The sequence below is a fragment of the Streptomyces marokkonensis genome, from assembly GCF_039539045.1.
Taxonomy (GTDB): Bacteria; Actinomycetota; Actinomycetes; order Streptomycetales; family Streptomycetaceae; genus Streptomyces; species Streptomyces marokkonensis.
The window spans coordinates 1-15,225 of record NZ_BAABCQ010000180.1 but is presented as its reverse complement, the minus strand read 5'-3'; the positions used below and the strand labels follow the sequence as shown (position 1 = coordinate 15,225).

The following is a 15,225-nucleotide window of genomic DNA, read 5'->3' as shown; positions in this document are numbered from 1 at the left end:
TCCCGCGAACTGACGGGAGAATCTACGCCTACCTGGCGAATCGAAACGGACATGACCCCCACAACATCCTGAACAGTGATCAGATGCTCTCTAAGAGGTCCTAACAGAAGTTGTTGATCATGTGACTTTCGGCTTGGAGGGTCGTTGGTCTGTTCGTGGGGAAACGACAGTCGCGGCCATGGATCGTGTCGGACGAACTGTGGTCGCTCATCGAGCCGTTGCTGCCCGAGCCGGGACCGAAGCTGGTGGAGGGCAGACCGCGGGTCCCGGACCGGCAGGCACTGTGCGGGATTCTGTTCGTGCTGCGCACCGGTATCCAGTGGGAGTACCTGCCCCAGGAGCTGGGCTTCGGCTCGGGGATGACGTGCTGGCGGCGCCTGGCCGCCTGGAACGAGGCCGGCGTGTGGGACGAACTGCACCTGGTGCTGCTGAAGAAGCTGCGGGTGGCGAAGAAGCTGGACTGGTCGCGGGCGGTGATCGACTCCTCCCACGTCCGGGCTGCTCGGCGCGGCCCAAAAGCGGGCCCAGCCCGGTCGACCGTGCACGGCCGGGCAGCAAGCACCACGTCCTCACCGACGGCCAGGGCATCCCGCTTGCCGTGTCGCTGACCGGCGGAAACCGCAACGACGTCACGCAGTTGCTGCCTCTGCTGGACAAGGTTCCGGCCGTGGCCGGCGTCGTGGGCCGGCCCAGACGCCGGCCCGACGCACTCCTCGCCGACCGCGGCTACGACCACGACAAGTACCGCCGCCTGCTGCGGCAGCGCGGGATCCGACCGGTCATCGCCGAACGAGGCGTCGAACACGGCTCCGGCCTGGGCGTCTTCCGCTACGTGGTCGAGCGCACGATCGCCTGGCTGCACGGCTTCCGCCGCCTGCGAATCCGCTGGGAACGACGCGACGACATCCACGAAGCCTTCCTCGGCCTCGCCACCTGCCTCATCACCCACCGACACGTCCAACGCCTTTGTTAGGACCTCTTAGAGTTGAAAACACTCGATCCCTACCTGTCGGGCTGGCGGATGCGCGTCGTGCCCGCCCTGGGCCACCTCGCGGTCCGCGTGATCACCAACGGCGCTGTTGACCGCACCGTGCAGAACTGGATCGCCGACGAGCTCAGCCGCTCAACGGTCAAGATGCGGACTGACCGACAAGGGCACCAAGGGCAAGCGGGCCCGCAAGGTTCCCATCGTCGAGGAGATCCGCCCCCTCGTCGCCCAGCGCATCCTGTCCGCCGGCCCCAACCCGGACGCCCGCCTGTTCACCGGCCCACGCGGCGGACGTATCTCCACCGCCGTCCTGCGCGACGCCACACACTGGGACGACGTGGTCACCAAGCTCGGCTACGAGCATCTGCGCCGCCACGACCTCCGGCACACCGCACTCACCTGGTTCGCCGACGCCGGGGTCCAAGTACACGTCCTCCGCAGGATCGCCGGCCACGGTTCACTGACCACCACCCAGCGCTACCTGCACCCGGACGTCCACAAGATCACGGCCGCCGGGGCGGCGCTCTCTGCCCACTTCAACGCGCTGCGCGCACCACGCTCCCTACCGAGCCCCATCGTCAGGACCCGCTGACCCGGTCAAGGACGCCGGACCCCAACTGGTCCCAAAAATGATCAAGGGCCGGTTTCGGATTTCTCCAAAACCGGCCCTGATCCGCGACTGTCTCCAGTCGGGACGACAGGATTTGAACCTGCGACCCCTTGACCCCCAGTCAAGTGCGCTACCAAGCTGCGCCACGTCCCGTTGCCCGTCTGACCTGGGCTTTCCCCTGGTCGAATGCGCAGGAAAACCATACCGCACTCGGACCCGTGGTCGCGCACCGCTTTCCGGGGTGGCGGTCCGCCGGTCAGCGCTTCTGCGCGCGGGACCTCTCGGACCGGCCTGAAGTGCGGTCGTCGGGCCGACTCGCGGCGCGGTCGTCGGGCCGGCCGGCGGTGCGGTCGGAGCCGGCCGCTGCCGCGTCGACCCGCACCAGTCCGCGTACCGCCGGTATCAGGAGCAGGGCGGCACAGACGGCGAAGCTCGTGGCGCCGGCGACGAGCAGCACGTGGTCGGCGCCGATCACGGAGGCGGCCGGGCCTGCGAGGGCCTGGCCGACCGGCATCATCGCGAGCGAGCCGGCCACGTCGTAGGCGTGGATGCGGTTGAGGACGTCCGGTGGGACCTGGGTCTGCACGCTGGTCGCCCACATCACGCCCCAGAAGGACATGCCGGCCCCGGCGACGGCGGCGCCGGTCGCCATGGCCGGCAGGCCGAGCCCCGCTCCGACGCTCGCGGGGAAGGCGGCGAAGCCGACGAGGGCGATCGCGCCGGCGCGCAGCATCCGCCGGGGGCGCAGCCGCAGCGCGAGGAGCCCGCCGACGACGGTGCCGGCGCCCAGGGCGGAGTTGACCAGGCCGTAGGCGCGCGGCCCGTGCTCCCCCACCACCTCGGTGGCGACCAGCGGGACGGTCGGGCCCCAGACTGCGATCATGTAGACGCACCAGACGGCGATGACACCCCACAGCCACTGGCGTGACCGGAACTCCCGCCACCCCTCGACCAGGTCGGCGCGGAAGGCCTTCGCGCCACGGCCGGCCACCGCTCGGCTCCCCGGCGGAAGCGGGGGCAGCCGGAGCAGCAACAGGCACACGGCGCTGACCGCGTACGTGGTGGCGTGGGCGGCGAAGACCCCACCGGGTGAGGCGAAGCCGACCAGGAGCCCGGCCACGGCGGGGCCCGCGAGCTGGGCGGCGGACTCGGCGACGCGTATCGCGCCGTTGGCACCCTGGACGTCGGAGGCGAGCCGGGGCACGGTGCTGGCGACACCGGGCTGGAAGACGGCGCCCGCCACGCCGTTGACGAACCCGATCGCGCAGATCTGCCACAGCACGACGTGGCCGGAGAAGAAGAGCGCGGCGGCCAGTGCCTGGGTGCCGACGCGCACCAGGTCGGCCCCGATCATCAGCTTGCGGGTGCTGAAGCGGTCGGCGAGGACGCCGCCGAAGATCACCAGACCGGCGAACGCGGCGGCCGTCGCGGCCATGGCGAGACCGACCGCGCCCGCCCCGTAACCGTGCTGGAGCAGGCCGGCGGCGAGTGCGACGGGCAGCATGGTGTCGCCCAGCCGGGCGACGGCCCGCGCGGCGAAGAACAGCGCGAAGTCCCGCGACCAGACGGCTCGTGCCGTCCGTGGCCCCGCCACTCCCTCACCCTCCCGTGCGGGCTGCGACGACGTCCCGGTCATCCCGCGCTCCCCCCTCCTCGGCCGCCCCGCCACCACCCCGTGCGACCCCCGCCCGTCCCCCGCGACCGCTGCCCAGCCCTGGTGGCGTGGCGTACTTCCTGACAGCCGGAGCCCCCCTCCGGCCCCGGCTGCCACGCATGTCTCCGGATCATGCCACGGGGCACTGACAACGCCCGAAGGGTTTTCAGCCCCCGGCCGGCAACCCCAGCCGGGGGTGGGCATCCAGCAGGCGGGTCGGTGCCGCCTGGCGCCAGGAGTCGGCGAGGACGTCGCGCAGCTCGTCCTCGCCGTCGAGGGCCTCCAGGCGGGCCCGCACCCACGCGAACTGGGCTTCGTGGCCCGCGATCCAGAACTTCTCCGGCTCGGCCAGCACCAGTTCGTCGCGCTCCTCCTTGGGGCAGCGCACCGCGATGGAGGTCTCGTCCTCGGGCAGCGTGGCGAACATCTTTCCCGCGACCCTGAACGTGGGCATGTTCCAGGCGGTCTTCTCCGTCGTGTCCGGCAGGGACAGGGCGATACGGCGTACGTCTTCTGCGTCCGGCATGTCAGGCACCGTAACGGCCACCACTGACAATCACCCGGCGGCGGTCGGGACGCCGACCTGCTTGAAGTAGAGCGTCGTCGGCCGCAGTTCCCCGCCGGGGTCCGCCGCGTAGTCGGGGATCGTCCCGGCCCGGGTCCACCCGGCGGAGCGGTAGAGGTGTTCGGCGGGGCTGCCGGTCTCGGTGTCCAGGTGGAGCAGGGTGATGCCGGCCGCCACGGCCGCCTCCTCGGCGGCGGTCAGGAGTCCGCGGCCCAGGCCACGGCCGCGGGCCGCGGGCGACACCATGAGTTTGACCAGCTCGGCGCGGTGGCGGCTGTTGGGCTTGTCCGGCAGCGCGAGGCTCACGGTCCCGGTCACCCGCTCTCCCTCGCACGCCACCCAGACGGCGAGCCGCCCGTCGGCCACGGCGGCGGCCCGCCCCCGCCACCAGGCGAGTGCCTCCGCGCGGTCGAGCGGCGCGAGGAAACCGACCGACGCGCCGGCCTCGACGGTGTCGGTCAGCAGGTCGGCCAACTCCTCCAGGAGTTCGGTCAGTCGGCGCTCGTCGACGCGACTCGTGATCACGGCAGCACCACCGCCAGCGCGTACCGCGCGTCCTCGGGCCCGGCGCAGCGGAACCTCGTGGACCCCCACACCCGCATCCGCAGGCAGTCCCCGGTACCGAGACGGTGCGCGATGTCCTGTGCCGTCACCTCCAGGGCTCCTTCCAGGACCCAGACGTGCTGTTCCAGGCCGGGTACGGGAGGCCTGTCGTAGGCGATGTCGGCGCCGGCGGTGAGCCGTCCCTCGACGAGTTCGCCGCGCAGTCCGGCGTGCGGCGGGGACACCGAGCGGCGCACGAACCCGGCGGACCGGTCCTCCCACAGCGGCTGCTCGGCGGCCCGTACCAGCAGTGCGGGTTCCGCCTCGACCTCGCTGAGCAGCCGGGACATGGTCCGTCCGTAGACCGCGCACAGGCGGTTCAGGAGGGAGGCGGTGGGGCTGGTCTCGGCCCGTTCGGCGCGGGACAGCGTGGACCGGCTCACCCCGGTACGTTCCGCCAGCTCTCCCAGCGACCAGCCGTGTTCCGCGCGCAGTTCCGTCAGGCGGGCGGCGAGCCGGGCGTCCACGGGATCGGGAGCGTCATCGGTGTCTCTCATATTCGGGACGCTATCCCGGATATGAGACAGCCGTGTTACGGAAGTCTCACGACCGGGCCGCGTCGTCGAGCGCGTCCAGCACCGGGCGGATCAGCGGGTGCTCCTCGGTGCCCCGGCGTACGGCCGCGAAGACGCGACGGGTGGGCGCGACCCCGTCGACCGGACGGACGACCACGCCCGCGAGGTCCGTGCCGAGCAGCGCCGAACGCGGTACGAGCGCCACGCCGGCGTCTGCCGCCGCGAGGGACACCACCGCGCGGAAGTCGTCCGAGGAATGCTCCAGGCGGGGCTGGAAGCCGGCGTACTCGCAGGCCAGGACCACCACTTCGTGGCACGGATTGCCCGGATAGGGGCCGATCCACGGGTCCTTGGCCAGCTCCGCGAGGGGTACCTCGTCGGTGTCGGCGAGGCGGTGGGAGACCGGGACGACCGCGTCGAAGGGCTCGGCGTACAGCGGGACGTGGGTCAGGCGCGGGTCGTCGGCGGACGGCGCCCCCCGGTACTCGACGGCGACGGCCACGTCGACCTGCCGGCCCAGCACCATCGGCAGGCTGGCGTCACCCTCGGCGTCCTGGACGCGGATGCGGATGCCGGGCGCGGACTCGGCGAGGCGGGCCAGCGCGGGCGCGACGACCAGGGCGATACCGGTCGCGAAGGAGGCGACCGTGACGGTGCCGGCCGCGCCCGAGCCGTACGCGGCCAGTTCCGCCTCCGCGCGCTCCAGCTGGGCGAGGACGGCGTTGGTGTGGGTGAGCAGGATCTCACCGGCCGGGGTCAGCCGTACGCCCTTCGCGCCGCGCTCGACCAGGCGGTGGCCGGTCTCCTGCTCCAGGGCGGTCAGCTGCTGGGAGACCGCCGACGGGGTGAGGTACAGCGCGGCGGCAGCCGCCGTCACGGTGCGGTGGTCCGCCACCGCTCGGAGGATGTGCAGCCGCCGCGCTTCGATCACGGCATCGATTCTCTCACTCGACGCACCCGCCGCCCTGGTGGCCGCGGGTCGGGCCCGCGTCAGGCGTCCAGCTCCGCGCGCGCCGCGACGAACGCGTCCACCGCGCGGTTCACGTCCTCGGTCGAGTGTGCGGCGGACAACTGGACGCGGATGCGGGCCCGGCCCTGCGGCACGACCGGGTAGGAGAAGCCGATCACGTACACCCCGCGCTCCAGCAGCAGCTCGGCCAGACGGCCCGCCCTCGACGCGTCGCCGATCATCACCGGCGCGATGGCGTGGTCGCCGGGGAGGATGTCGAAGCCCTCCTCGGTCATCCGGCGGCGGAACAGGGAGGTGTTCTCGGCGAGCCTCACGCGCAGGTCGTCGGCCGACTCCAGCAGGTCGAGAACCTTGAGGGAGGCGGCGGCGATCACCGGGGCGAGGGTGTTGGAGAAGAGATACGGCCGAGAGCGCTGGCGCAGCAGGGCGACGATCTCGGCGCGGGCGGCGACGTAGCCGCCGGAGGCGCCGCCGAGCGCCTTGCCGAGGGTGCCGGTGATGATGTCGACGCGGTCCATGACGCCGTGCAGCTCGGGGGTGCCGCGTCCGCCGGGGCCGACGAAGCCGACGGCGTGCGAGTCGTCGACCATGACCATGGCGTCGTAGCGGTCGGCGAGGTCGCAGATCTCGGCGAGCGGGGCGACGTAGCCGTCCATGGAGAAGACGCCGTCGGTGACGATCAGCTTGCGGCGGGCGTCGCCGGCGGCCTTGAGCTGTGCCTCCAGATCGGCCATGTCGCGGTTGGCGTAACGGAAGCGCTGGGCCTTGCTGAGCCGGATGCCGTCGATGATCGAGGCGTGGTTGAGGGCGTCGGAGATCACCGCGTCCTCGGGGCCCAGGAGGGTTTCGAAGACGCCGCCGTTGGCGTCGAAGCAGGAGGAGTAGAGGATCGTGTCCTCCTGGCCGAGGAACGCGGAGAGCCGGGCCTCCAGTTCCTTGTGGACCTCCTGGGTGCCGCAGATGAAGCGCACGGAGGCCATGCCGTAGCCCCAGCGGTCCAGCGCCTCGTGGGCGGCGGCGACGACCTGGGGGTGGTCGGCGAGGCCGAGGTAGTTGTTGGCGCAGAAGTTGAGGACCTCGCCGGGACGGCCGCCTGCGGTGACGTTCACGGTCGCGGACTGCGGGGTGCCGATCACTCGCTCGGGCTTGTGCAGGCCGGCGGCGCGGATCTCGTCGAGGGTGGCGCGCAGGTCGTCGCGCACGGAGTCGAACATTTCAGGAGCTCCTGGAAGAGACGGATGACTTACGCGGTCCAGTCGAGGATGACCTTGCCGCCCCTGCCGCTCGCGGCGTCGGCGAAGGCGGCTTCGAAGTCGTGGTGGGAGTAGCGGCCGGTGATCACGGGAGCGAGGTCCAGGCCGCCTTCCAGCAGCACCGACATGGCGTACCAGGTCTCGAACATCTCGCGGCCGTAGATGCCCTTCACCGTGATCATCGAGGTGACGATCCGGGCCCAGTCGACCGGGAACTCCTCGGCGGGCAGGCCGAGCATCGCGATCCGGCCGCCGTGCGTCATGTTGGCGATCATGTCGCGCATGGCCTCGGGGCGGCCGGACATCTCCAGCCCGATGTCGAAGCCCTCGCGCAGGCCCAGCTCGCGCTGTCCGTCGGCGATGGTCGACTTCGACACGTTGAGGGCGAGGCTCACGCCGACCTTGAGGGCCAGGTCCAGGCGTTCCTCGCTCACGTCGGTGATCACGACGTTGCGCGCACCGGCGTGCCGGGCCACGGCGGCGGCCATGAGGCCGATCGGTCCGGCGCCGGTGATGAGGACGTCCTCGCCGACCAGCGGGAAGGACAGGGCGGTGTGCACGGCGTTGCCGAACGGGTCGAAGATCGCGGCGACGTCGAGGTCGACGGGGACGCGGTGCACCCAGACGTTGGCGGCGGGCAGGGCGACGTACTCGGCGAACGCGCCGTCCCGGCCGACGCCGAGGCCGACCGTGGCTCGGCACAGGTGACGCCGTCCGGCCTGGCAGTTGCGGCACTTGCCGCAGACCAGGTGCCCTTCGCCGCTGACCCGGTCGCCGGCCTTGATGTCGGTGACGTCCCGCCCGGTGTCGACGACCTCGCCGACGAACTCGTGCCCGACGACGAGCGGGGTGCGGATGGCCTGCTGGGCCCAGCCGTCCCAGGCGCGGATGTGCAGGTCGGTGCCGCATATGCCGGTGCGCAGCACCTTGATGAGGACGTCACCGGGTCCGATGACGGGCTCGGGGACGTCGGCGAGCCACAGCCCGGGCTCCGCCTTCTCCTTGACCAGCGCCTTCAACGCTACGGCTCCTGACGGTGAGGGGTCCCGGCGCCGGGCATGCCGAGGCAGCCCGCTTCCGGGGTGGGGAGGGGAATCGCACTGCAATCTGCCGTACGACACCGCCCCCGGTCCATCGAGCCTTTCTTAAGCCCGGCCGCAGCTTTCCTTCACGCCGCCCGGAAGGCCGGCGCGGAGGCCGGCCCCGGTTCACAGGGGCAGCCCGTCCTCCGCGCTGCGTTCGATGCGTCGTACGAGGTCGGCGGCGGCCGACTTGATCGTCGCCAGGCCCGCCGTCCCCCAGGCCCGGGGCCGTACGTCGGCCGCGGACACCGTACCCAGGACCGTCCCGGTGCTGTCGATGAGCGGGGCGCCGAGGTAGGAGCGGATGCCGAACTCGTCGACGACCGGATTGCCCGCGAAGCGCGGATAGTCGCGCACGTCCTCCAGGACCAGTGCCTTGCGCCGGACCACCACGTGCGGGCAGAAGCCGTGGTCCCGGGGCTGGACGCGGCCGAACTCCGGGGCGGTGCCGTCCCCGCGCGTGACCGGCGGCGTCTGGGGCACCCACAGGCCCGCGAAGAACTGCCCTCCCTCGACCAGGAAGTTGACCATCGCGTACGACGATTCGGCGAGACGGGCGAGATGGCCCGCGAAGGCGTCGAGGGCCGGGTCCGGGCGCTGTGCCAGACCGAGCCGGCGCAGTCGGCGCACCCGGGCGGGGGCCTCCCGGTCCTCGGGGGTGAGCAGCAGACGTCCGACCGGGCGCGGCGGGTCGTAGCTCATGGGCGGGCTCCGTCGCTGTGGGCGTACGTCATGTGCGGCTCCGTGGCGGTGTGGGCGGGGATCACCTGGGCATGCCCTGGCATCACCGGTGGGCGCCGTACCCCGTCGTGGGGGCCGGTGTGTGGGCGATGAGGTGGCGTACGAGGGTGAGCAGGGTCTGGACGCCGGAACTGGAGATCCGTGCGTCGCAGCGCACGATGGGGACCTCGGGATGGAGGTCCATGGCGGCGCGCACCTCCTCGGGGTCGTAGCGGTACGAGCCGTCGAACTCGTTGATCGCGACGACGAAGCCGAGTCCGCGCTCCTCGAAGAAGTCGACGGCGGCGAAGGACTCCTCGAGGCGGCGCGTGTCGGCGATGATCACGGCGCCGAGCGCGCCCTCGCACAGTTCGTCCCACATGAACCAGAACCGTTCCTGGCCGGGCGTTCCGAACAGGTAGAGCACGTGTTGCGGGTCGAGGGTGAGGCGGCCGAAGTCCATGGCCACGGTTGTCTCGAGTTTGTTCTCGATTCCGTCGAGGTTGTCGGTCGCGGCGCTGACGGTGGTGAGCAGTTCCTCCGTGCTCAGCGGTGCGATCTCGCTGACCGCGCCGACGAAGGTCGTCTTGCCCACTCCGAACCCGCCCGCCACAAGGATTTTGAGCGCGGTGGGGAAGGGGTCGGTGGTGGTGCTGTCGTGGCCGGGTCCCCGGGCGGGGCCGTGGCCGTGGTCAGAGCTGTCGTCGTAGTCCATCGAGCACTGCCTCCAGAAGGGCCCGGTCCGTGGGGTCGTGGTGGAACGAGGCGGGGGGTTTGGTGGTCAGCGCGCCGCAGTCCACGAGGTCCGACAGCAGCACCTTGGTGACTGCCACCGGGAGCCTCAGACGTCCGGCGAGCTCCGCGACCGGGAGGGGCGACCTGCACAGGTCGAGTGCCTGCGCGTGTTCGGGGCCGAGGTAGCCGAGGGGGGTCGCCCCCGTGGCCATCACCTGGGACATCAGGTCGAGCGCGACGGTGGGCCGGGTACGGCCGTTGCTCACGGTGAAAGGGCGCACCAGCCGTCCGGCCGCGTCGTCGAGCCAAGGCCCGTCGCCGGCCGCGGCCACCCTCAAGGCCTCATCGCCGGGGGTTCGACGGCGTGCTGCCGGGGCGCGGTGACCAGGTACGGGCGGACGCTCTTGACCAGCATCGCCATCTCGTAGCCGAGTACGGCCGCGTCGGCCTCGCGGCCGGCCAGCACGGCGAGGCAGGTACCGGAACCGGCGGTGGTGACGAACAGCAGGGTCGAGTCGAGTTCGACGACGACCTGCCGTACGTCGCCGCCGTCGCCGAAACGGACACCGGCGCTGCGACCGAGGGAGTAGAGGCCGGAGGCCAGGGCCGCCATGTGGTCGGCGCTGTCGGCGTCGAGGCCGTGCACGGACTTCACCAGTCCGTCGCAGGACAGGAGCACCGCGCTGGACGTGTGCGGCACGCGCTGCACAAGGCCGCTCATCAGCCAGTCGAGGTCGGATACATGGCCGGTCGGCGCGTCGCTCGCCATGGTGGATCGACTCCTTGGGGTACGAAGATCTGCGGGAGCGCTGGTCGTGGTGGTGGGGAGGGCGGGGGCGGAGGTAGGCATGGGTGCGGAGGTAGGGGCGGGAGTGGTCATCCGGACGGATCCCTGTGGGTCGGCTCCATGTGCGGTTCCACCATGTGGGCCGGCGTTGTGGGGGCCGGCGCCGCGTGGGCGGGCTCCACACGGGTCGGCTCCCTGTGCTGCTGGGCCTCCGCGAGGCCGATGCCGCGTTGGAAGGCCGCCATCAGTCCGGGGTCGTGGCCGGCGTACTGCTCGGGGTCCTGGCGCGGTGCGGGGCCGCCGCGCAGCTGCGGGACGATGTGCTCCTGGGCGCGGCGGCGGGGCAGTTGGGGCTTGCCCATGGTGCCGCGCACCGCGCTGTGGCGCGGGACGGGCGGGGTGGTCGCGTGCTCGGCGAGGATCCCCCGGTCCTCGGGCCGGACACCGGGCACGGCGGCGGCCGGGGTGGGCCGGCCCCGGTGGGTGCCCCGCACGGGCAGTGGTGCGGGTCCGCCGTTGTCCCCGCTGCGGACCGCGACCGGTGCGGGCTCCGCGGCGGCCGGAGGGACGGAGACGGGAGTCGGCGCAGGAGTCGGCGCGGTGGGAACCGGTACGGCGGCAACCCGCGGCACCGCCGTGGCCATGGGCCTCGGCGGCTGACCGGACGGCGGTACGGGCACCGGCTCGGCCGCGGTGACCTCCACCGCCCCCGCCACGCCTTCGGCGAGGGCGCCCGGCTCCGCGCCCAACAGGGCCTGTGGAATGACCAGTACGGCCTGGACACCGCCGTAGATATTGGTCTGCATGCGGACGGTGATGCCGTGCCGCTTGGCGAGCTGGGAGACTACGTACAGCCCGATACGGCCGTCGGCGAGCAGGCGGGCGACGTTGACCTGGTCGGGGTCGGTGAGGAGGGCGTTCATGCGGCTCTGCTCGCCGACGGGCATGCCCAGTCCGCGGTCCTCGACCTCGACCGCCAGGCCAGAGGTGACGAGGTTGGCGCGCATCAGCACCTGGGTCTGCGGGGCGGAGAACAGGGTGGCGTTCTCGACGAGTTCGGCCAGCAGGTGGATGACGTCGGCGACGGCGTGGCCGCGCAGGGTGCCGTCGATCGGCGGTACCAGCCGGACCCGCGAGTACTGCTCGACCTCGGCGATGGCCGAGCGGAGCACCTCTGTCATGTCGACGGGGTTGCTCCACTGACGCCGGGAGACAGCGCCGCCGAGAACGGCGAGGTTCTCCGCGTGGCGGCGGATGCGGGTGGCGAGGTGATCGACGTGGAAGAGGCCCTTGAGGAGGTCGGGGTCCTCGATCTCGTTCTCCAGCTCGTCCAGGATGGAGATCTCCCGGTGCACCAGCGACTGCAGGCGCCGGGCGAGGTTGACGAAGACCTCCAGCTTCTGTTCGCTGCCCGCCTGGCTGGAGAGCTGGGCGGCCCGGACGACGGCGGTGACGGCGCCGTCGTGGGCGCGGGACAGGTCGGCGGCGAGCAGTTCGAAGTCGTCGGCGTCGTCCGGCGGTCCGCCGCGCGGCTTGCGCGGGGCCGGGTTCTCGCCGCGGCGCAAGGCCTCGACCACGGCGCGCAGCTCGCCCTCTCCACGCGCGGTGCTGCGGCGCAGTGCGCCGACGCGGTCGTGCACGGAGCGCGCGGCGCGGTCGGCGGCGACGGCCGCGATGACGACCGCCGCGAGGGTGACCGAGACCGCGCCGGCGAGCACGACCCACAGCACGAGGCCGGGCCGCGCGCCGGTGGAGCGGACGGTGAAAAGGACGACCGCGCAGGCGCTGAGGGCGACCGCGACGGGCGGCAGCACGGCGAGACGCAGGAGTTGGGGCCGTATATGGGTCTCGGGCAGCGCGGGGGCGGTCCGTGAGGCCGGCCGGCCGTGCCGCCCGCCCTCACGGCGGTCTGCTCGCGCGGCCGGGGCGCGGAGGTGAGACATCGGGGTCCTCGTACTGGTCCGTTGGTCCGTCGGGCCCGGATCGGGCCCTGGTGCTCGCGCGTGGTGGCGGATGCCACGCGGACACGTGACGCCACGCGGGCACGCGTCATCGCGGTGTCGGCCGAACGGACCGGCAGTTCTGAACCGGCCCCGCGTCGCCCAACGGACACTGACAGTAGTCGCCTACGCATCCTGCGCGATGGGCAGTTGCCAAAGTCCCTCGGACAACGTCCCGCTCTGGTATGAGCCTTCGTACGACAGCTCGATAAGCCGGTGAAGCTTCCGTTCCAGGAGCGGCAGGACCCGGTCGGACTCGATCGAATTCGATCACCGTGCGTGACAGTGGCCGCGACCCACGGCCGGGCGGGCACGGAAGAGCCGCCACGGCGCGCGGCACCCTCCCTTGCGACTGGGGCGACTGGGGCGACTGGAACGGCTGGAGTCTTGACGCACCGATGAAACAAGTAAATAGTTTTTGTATCTTCGACTCACAGGGGACCCGATGACCGACACCGCCCCGGATGCCGCACCACGCACCGCGACCTTCACCACCCGTTCCCCGGCGACCGGCGAGTCACTCGCCGAGCACCCGGTGGACGGTCCCGAGCAGATCGCCCGTGCCGTGGCCCATGCCCGGAGGGTCCAGGCGGAGTGGGCCGCGTTGTCCGCGGTCCGGCGCCGTGGCCATCTGCTGCGCTGGAAGCGGGCCCTCGCCTCAGATCTGCACACCGTCGCCCGGACCATCGCCGAGGAGACCGGCAAGCCGGCCGGTGACGCCGCGCTGGAGGTCGTCCTCACGCTGGAGCACCTGGCCTGGGCCGCGCGCAACGCCGACCGCGTGCTGCGCCGACGGCGGGTGCGCACCGGGCTGTTCACCGTCCACCAGCGGGCCTCGATGGTGCACCGGCCGCTGGGTGTGGTGGGCGTGATCGGCCCGTGGAACTACCCCTGCTACACCCCGATGGGCTCCGTCGGATACGCCCTGGCGGCGGGGAACGCGGTGATCCTCAAGCCGTCCGAGCTGACCCCGGGCACCGGTGTGCTGCTCGCCGAACTGTTCGACGCGGCCGTGCCCGCATACTCCGGGCTGCTCACCACCGTCACCGGCGCCGCGGCCACCGGGGAGGCACTGGCCCGCTCCGGGGTCGACAAGCTGGCGTTCACCGGATCGCCCGGGACGGCGCGCAGGGTGATGGCGTTGTGCGCCGAGACGCTGACGCCGCTCCTCGCCGAGTGCGGCGGGAAGGACGCCGTGATCGTCGCCGCGGACGCGGACCTGGACGCCGCCGCCGACGCGATCGTATGGGGCGCACTGAGTAACGCCGGACAGACCTGTGCGGGTGTGGAGCGTGTCTACGCCGTGCGCGAGGTTTACGCGGCGCTGTGCGAACGGGTGGTGAAGCGCGCCGGTGAGTTGCGTCCGGGCGCCGGGAGCGAGGCGGCCTACGGTCCGATGACCCTGCCGGGCCAGATCGGGACCGTCGAGCGTCATGTGTCCGCGGCGGTGGCGTCGGGCGCACGGGCCCTGCTGGGCGGGCCGGAGTCGGTCCGGGCGCCGTACATCGCGCCCGTCGTCCTCACCGATGTCCCGGAGGACTCGGCGGCCGTGACGGAGGAGACGTTCGGACCCGTCGTCGTCGTCAACGCGGTGGCCGACGTGGACGAGGCGGTGGCCCGCGCCAACGACTCCCGGTACGCGCTGGGAGCCGCGGTGTTCTGCCGGAACCGACGCGCCGGGGCCGCGATCGCGGCGCGGCTGCGCGCGGGGGCGGTGTCGGTGAACTCGGTGCTGGGCTTCGCGGCCGTACCGGCGCTGCCGTTCGGCGGTTCGCAGGACTCCGGCTTCGGACGGATACACGGCGAGGAGGGGCTGCGGGCCTTCACCTCCGTGCAGTCGACGACCGTGCAGCGGTTCACCCCGCCGGTCGCGCTGACCTCCTTCGAGCTACCGGCCGCCGCCCGGGAACGCGCGGTGCGGCTGGCCCGGACACTGCACCTGCGCCATTGAGCCGCCGCGCGCGCCCCGCCGTCCGGTCAAACATCCACCGGCCGGTCGTCGCCGGCCGGTCAGACGCCCACCGGCCGGTCAGGCGTTCAGCAGGGGGGCCAGGTAGCGGCGCGCGAAGGCCCGGGCCTGGTCCTCGTCCTCCATCTCGATACAGCTGGCCGGATTGAGCAGGAAGGAGACGGCCACCCGCACCATCAGCTCGGCGACCGGCCGCGGGTCCTCGTCGCGGCGCCCCTCGTCCCTTTGCGCACGGCGCAGATGACCCGTCAGGTACTCGACGGTGGCGGAGAGCGAGGAGCCGCCGTGCACGGTCAGGTAGGGCAGCACCACCTCGGGTTCCAGGCGCAGCAGGCCGCCGAAGAGCGGATGTGCGCGGGTGTGGCGCAGGGCGACCACGAACCCCTCGACGACCCGTTCCTCCATGGTCGGCAGCGAGGCCACCGCCGAGTCCAGCCGCTGGAAGAACCGGCTGTTCTCGCGCAGCAGGGTCTGCTCGACCAGTTTGTCCTTGTTCTGGAAGCGCCGGTAGACGGTGACCCGGGAGACGCCGGCCCGCTTGGCGACGTCGTCCACGGAGGAACGGCGCAGGCCGAAGACGGTGAACTGCTCCAGCGCGGCGTCGAGGATGCGCCGCGCCGTCGGGTCGTCCGTCTCCGGGCGGGCGGATGCACGGGCGGGCGGGGAATCGTTCGTGTCGGTCTTCATGACGTTGTTCACGATACCTGGCACACCTCCTCAAGAAACTCTGAAACAACTACCATCTCTTTGTAACATCGATCTTCATGGCATCGC

Annotated in this window: 14 protein-coding genes, 1 tRNA gene and 2 pseudogenes; 3 read left to right on the top strand and 14 right to left on the bottom strand. The window is 72.0% G+C overall.

Going from position 1 to position 15,225, the window contains the following annotated elements; translation table 11 throughout:
- The first annotated feature begins 155 nt into the window (after window positions 1–155).
- Window positions 156–973 (top strand): annotated as a pseudogene (locus ABEA26_RS30640) (IS5 family transposase).
- Between the two features lie 6 nt (window positions 974–979).
- Window positions 980–1,580 (top strand): annotated as a pseudogene (locus ABEA26_RS30635) (tyrosine-type recombinase/integrase); the annotation flags it as partial.
- Between the two features lie 97 nt (window positions 1,581–1,677).
- Here ABEA26_RS30635 and ABEA26_RS30630 read toward each other — a convergent pair.
- The 13 genes from ABEA26_RS30630 to ABEA26_RS30570 form a co-directional block, all read right to left on the bottom strand.
- Window positions 1,678–1,751 (bottom strand) — tRNA-Pro (locus tag ABEA26_RS30630).
- Between the two features lie 103 nt (window positions 1,752–1,854).
- Window positions 1,855–3,234 (bottom strand): MFS transporter, encoded by a 1,380-nt coding sequence (locus ABEA26_RS30625; protein WP_345596649.1) that lies wholly within the window; start codon window positions 3,232–3,234, stop codon window positions 1,855–1,857.
- A 184-nt stretch (window positions 3,235–3,418) separates the two neighbouring features.
- Window positions 3,419–3,778 carry an MmcQ/YjbR family DNA-binding protein gene (locus ABEA26_RS30620; RefSeq protein WP_345596647.1) on the bottom strand — a complete coding sequence of 120 codons (360 nt, stop codon included), beginning with the start codon at window positions 3,776–3,778 and terminating at the stop codon, window positions 3,419–3,421.
- A gap of 30 nt (window positions 3,779–3,808) precedes the next feature.
- Entirely contained in the window at window positions 3,809–4,342 is a 534-nt protein-coding gene (locus ABEA26_RS30615; RefSeq protein ID WP_345596646.1) for a GNAT family N-acetyltransferase, read from the bottom strand.
- Entirely contained in the window at window positions 4,339–4,917 is a 579-nt protein-coding gene (locus ABEA26_RS30610) for a helix-turn-helix domain-containing protein (RefSeq protein ID WP_345596644.1), read from the bottom strand. Before ABEA26_RS30610 ends, ABEA26_RS30615 begins: the two co-directional genes overlap by 4 nt.
- Before the next feature lie 46 nt (window positions 4,918–4,963).
- Complete coding sequence (locus ABEA26_RS30605; RefSeq protein ID WP_345596642.1) at window positions 4,964–5,866, bottom strand: LysR family transcriptional regulator; 903 nt, start codon at window positions 5,864–5,866, stop codon at window positions 4,964–4,966.
- A gap of 59 nt (window positions 5,867–5,925) precedes the next feature.
- Complete coding sequence (locus ABEA26_RS30600) at window positions 5,926–7,119, bottom strand: glycine C-acetyltransferase (RefSeq protein WP_345596640.1); 1,194 nt, start codon at window positions 7,117–7,119, stop codon at window positions 5,926–5,928.
- Window positions 7,120–7,148: 29 nt separating this feature from the next.
- Window positions 7,149–8,177, bottom strand: a complete 1,029-nt coding sequence (gene tdh, locus ABEA26_RS30595) for an L-threonine 3-dehydrogenase (protein ID WP_345596639.1) — start codon at window positions 8,175–8,177, stop codon at window positions 7,149–7,151.
- 189 nt (window positions 8,178–8,366) lie between these two features.
- Window positions 8,367–8,942: a GAF domain-containing protein gene (locus ABEA26_RS30590; RefSeq protein ID WP_345596638.1), complete on the bottom strand. Its 576-nt coding sequence runs from the start codon at window positions 8,940–8,942 to the stop codon at window positions 8,367–8,369.
- A gap of 82 nt (window positions 8,943–9,024) precedes the next feature.
- Window positions 9,025–9,675 carry a GTP-binding protein gene (locus ABEA26_RS30585; RefSeq protein WP_345596636.1) on the bottom strand — a complete coding sequence of 217 codons (651 nt, stop codon included), beginning with the start codon at window positions 9,673–9,675 and terminating at the stop codon, window positions 9,025–9,027.
- Window positions 9,653–10,027 carry a DUF742 domain-containing protein gene (locus tag ABEA26_RS30580; protein WP_345596635.1) on the bottom strand — a complete coding sequence of 125 codons (375 nt, stop codon included), beginning with the start codon at window positions 10,025–10,027 and terminating at the stop codon, window positions 9,653–9,655. The genes ABEA26_RS30585 and ABEA26_RS30580 overlap by 23 nt, the downstream gene beginning before the upstream one ends.
- A gap of 2 nt (window positions 10,028–10,029) precedes the next feature.
- The gene (locus tag ABEA26_RS30575; RefSeq protein ID WP_279560566.1) at window positions 10,030–10,464 is read right to left on the bottom strand and encodes a roadblock/LC7 domain-containing protein; all 435 of its coding nucleotides are present in this window, start codon (window positions 10,462–10,464) and stop codon (window positions 10,030–10,032) included.
- A gap of 107 nt (window positions 10,465–10,571) precedes the next feature.
- Entirely contained in the window at window positions 10,572–12,425 is a 1,854-nt protein-coding gene (locus ABEA26_RS30570; protein ID WP_345596633.1) for an ATP-binding protein, read from the bottom strand.
- A 502-nt stretch (window positions 12,426–12,927) separates the two neighbouring features.
- Between ABEA26_RS30570 and ABEA26_RS30565 the strand changes: the two genes are divergently transcribed.
- Window positions 12,928–14,433, top strand: coding sequence for an aldehyde dehydrogenase family protein (locus ABEA26_RS30565; protein WP_345596632.1), 1,506 nt, complete (start codon window positions 12,928–12,930; stop codon window positions 14,431–14,433).
- A gap of 78 nt (window positions 14,434–14,511) precedes the next feature.
- Here the strand turns inward: ABEA26_RS30565 and ABEA26_RS30560 are convergent, their stop codons facing one another.
- A complete protein-coding gene (locus tag ABEA26_RS30560; RefSeq protein ID WP_345596631.1) occupies window positions 14,512–15,138 on the bottom strand; it encodes a TetR/AcrR family transcriptional regulator in 627 nt (208 codons plus the stop codon).
- Window positions 15,139–15,225 lie beyond the last annotated feature (87 nt).

Excerpts from the sequence above, each read along its gene's own strand:
- ABEA26_RS30565 (WP_345596632.1), top strand. The coding sequence starts at position 12,928 with ATGACCGACACCGCCCCGGATGCCGCACCACGCACCGCGACCTTCACC.
- ABEA26_RS30575 (WP_279560566.1), bottom strand. The coding sequence starts at position 10,464 with ATGGCGAGCGACGCGCCGACCGGCCATGTATCCGACCTCGACTGGCTG.
- ABEA26_RS30590 (WP_345596638.1), bottom strand. The coding sequence starts at position 8,942 with ATGAGCTACGACCCGCCGCGCCCGGTCGGACGTCTGCTGCTCACCCCC.
- ABEA26_RS30625 (WP_345596649.1), bottom strand. The coding sequence starts at position 3,234 with ATGACCGGGACGTCGTCGCAGCCCGCACGGGAGGGTGAGGGAGTGGCG.
- ABEA26_RS30585 (WP_345596636.1), bottom strand. The coding sequence starts at position 9,675 with ATGGACTACGACGACAGCTCTGACCACGGCCACGGCCCCGCCCGGGGA.
- ABEA26_RS30570 (WP_345596633.1), bottom strand. The coding sequence starts at position 12,425 with ATGTCTCACCTCCGCGCCCCGGCCGCGCGAGCAGACCGCCGTGAGGGC.
- ABEA26_RS30610 (WP_345596644.1), bottom strand. The coding sequence starts at position 4,917 with ATGAGAGACACCGATGACGCTCCCGATCCCGTGGACGCCCGGCTCGCC.
- ABEA26_RS30560 (WP_345596631.1), bottom strand. The coding sequence starts at position 15,138 with ATGAAGACCGACACGAACGATTCCCCGCCCGCCCGTGCATCCGCCCGC.
- ABEA26_RS30600 (WP_345596640.1), bottom strand. The coding sequence starts at position 7,119 with ATGTTCGACTCCGTGCGCGACGACCTGCGCGCCACCCTCGACGAGATC.
- ABEA26_RS30620 (WP_345596647.1), bottom strand. The coding sequence starts at position 3,778 with ATGCCGGACGCAGAAGACGTACGCCGTATCGCCCTGTCCCTGCCGGAC.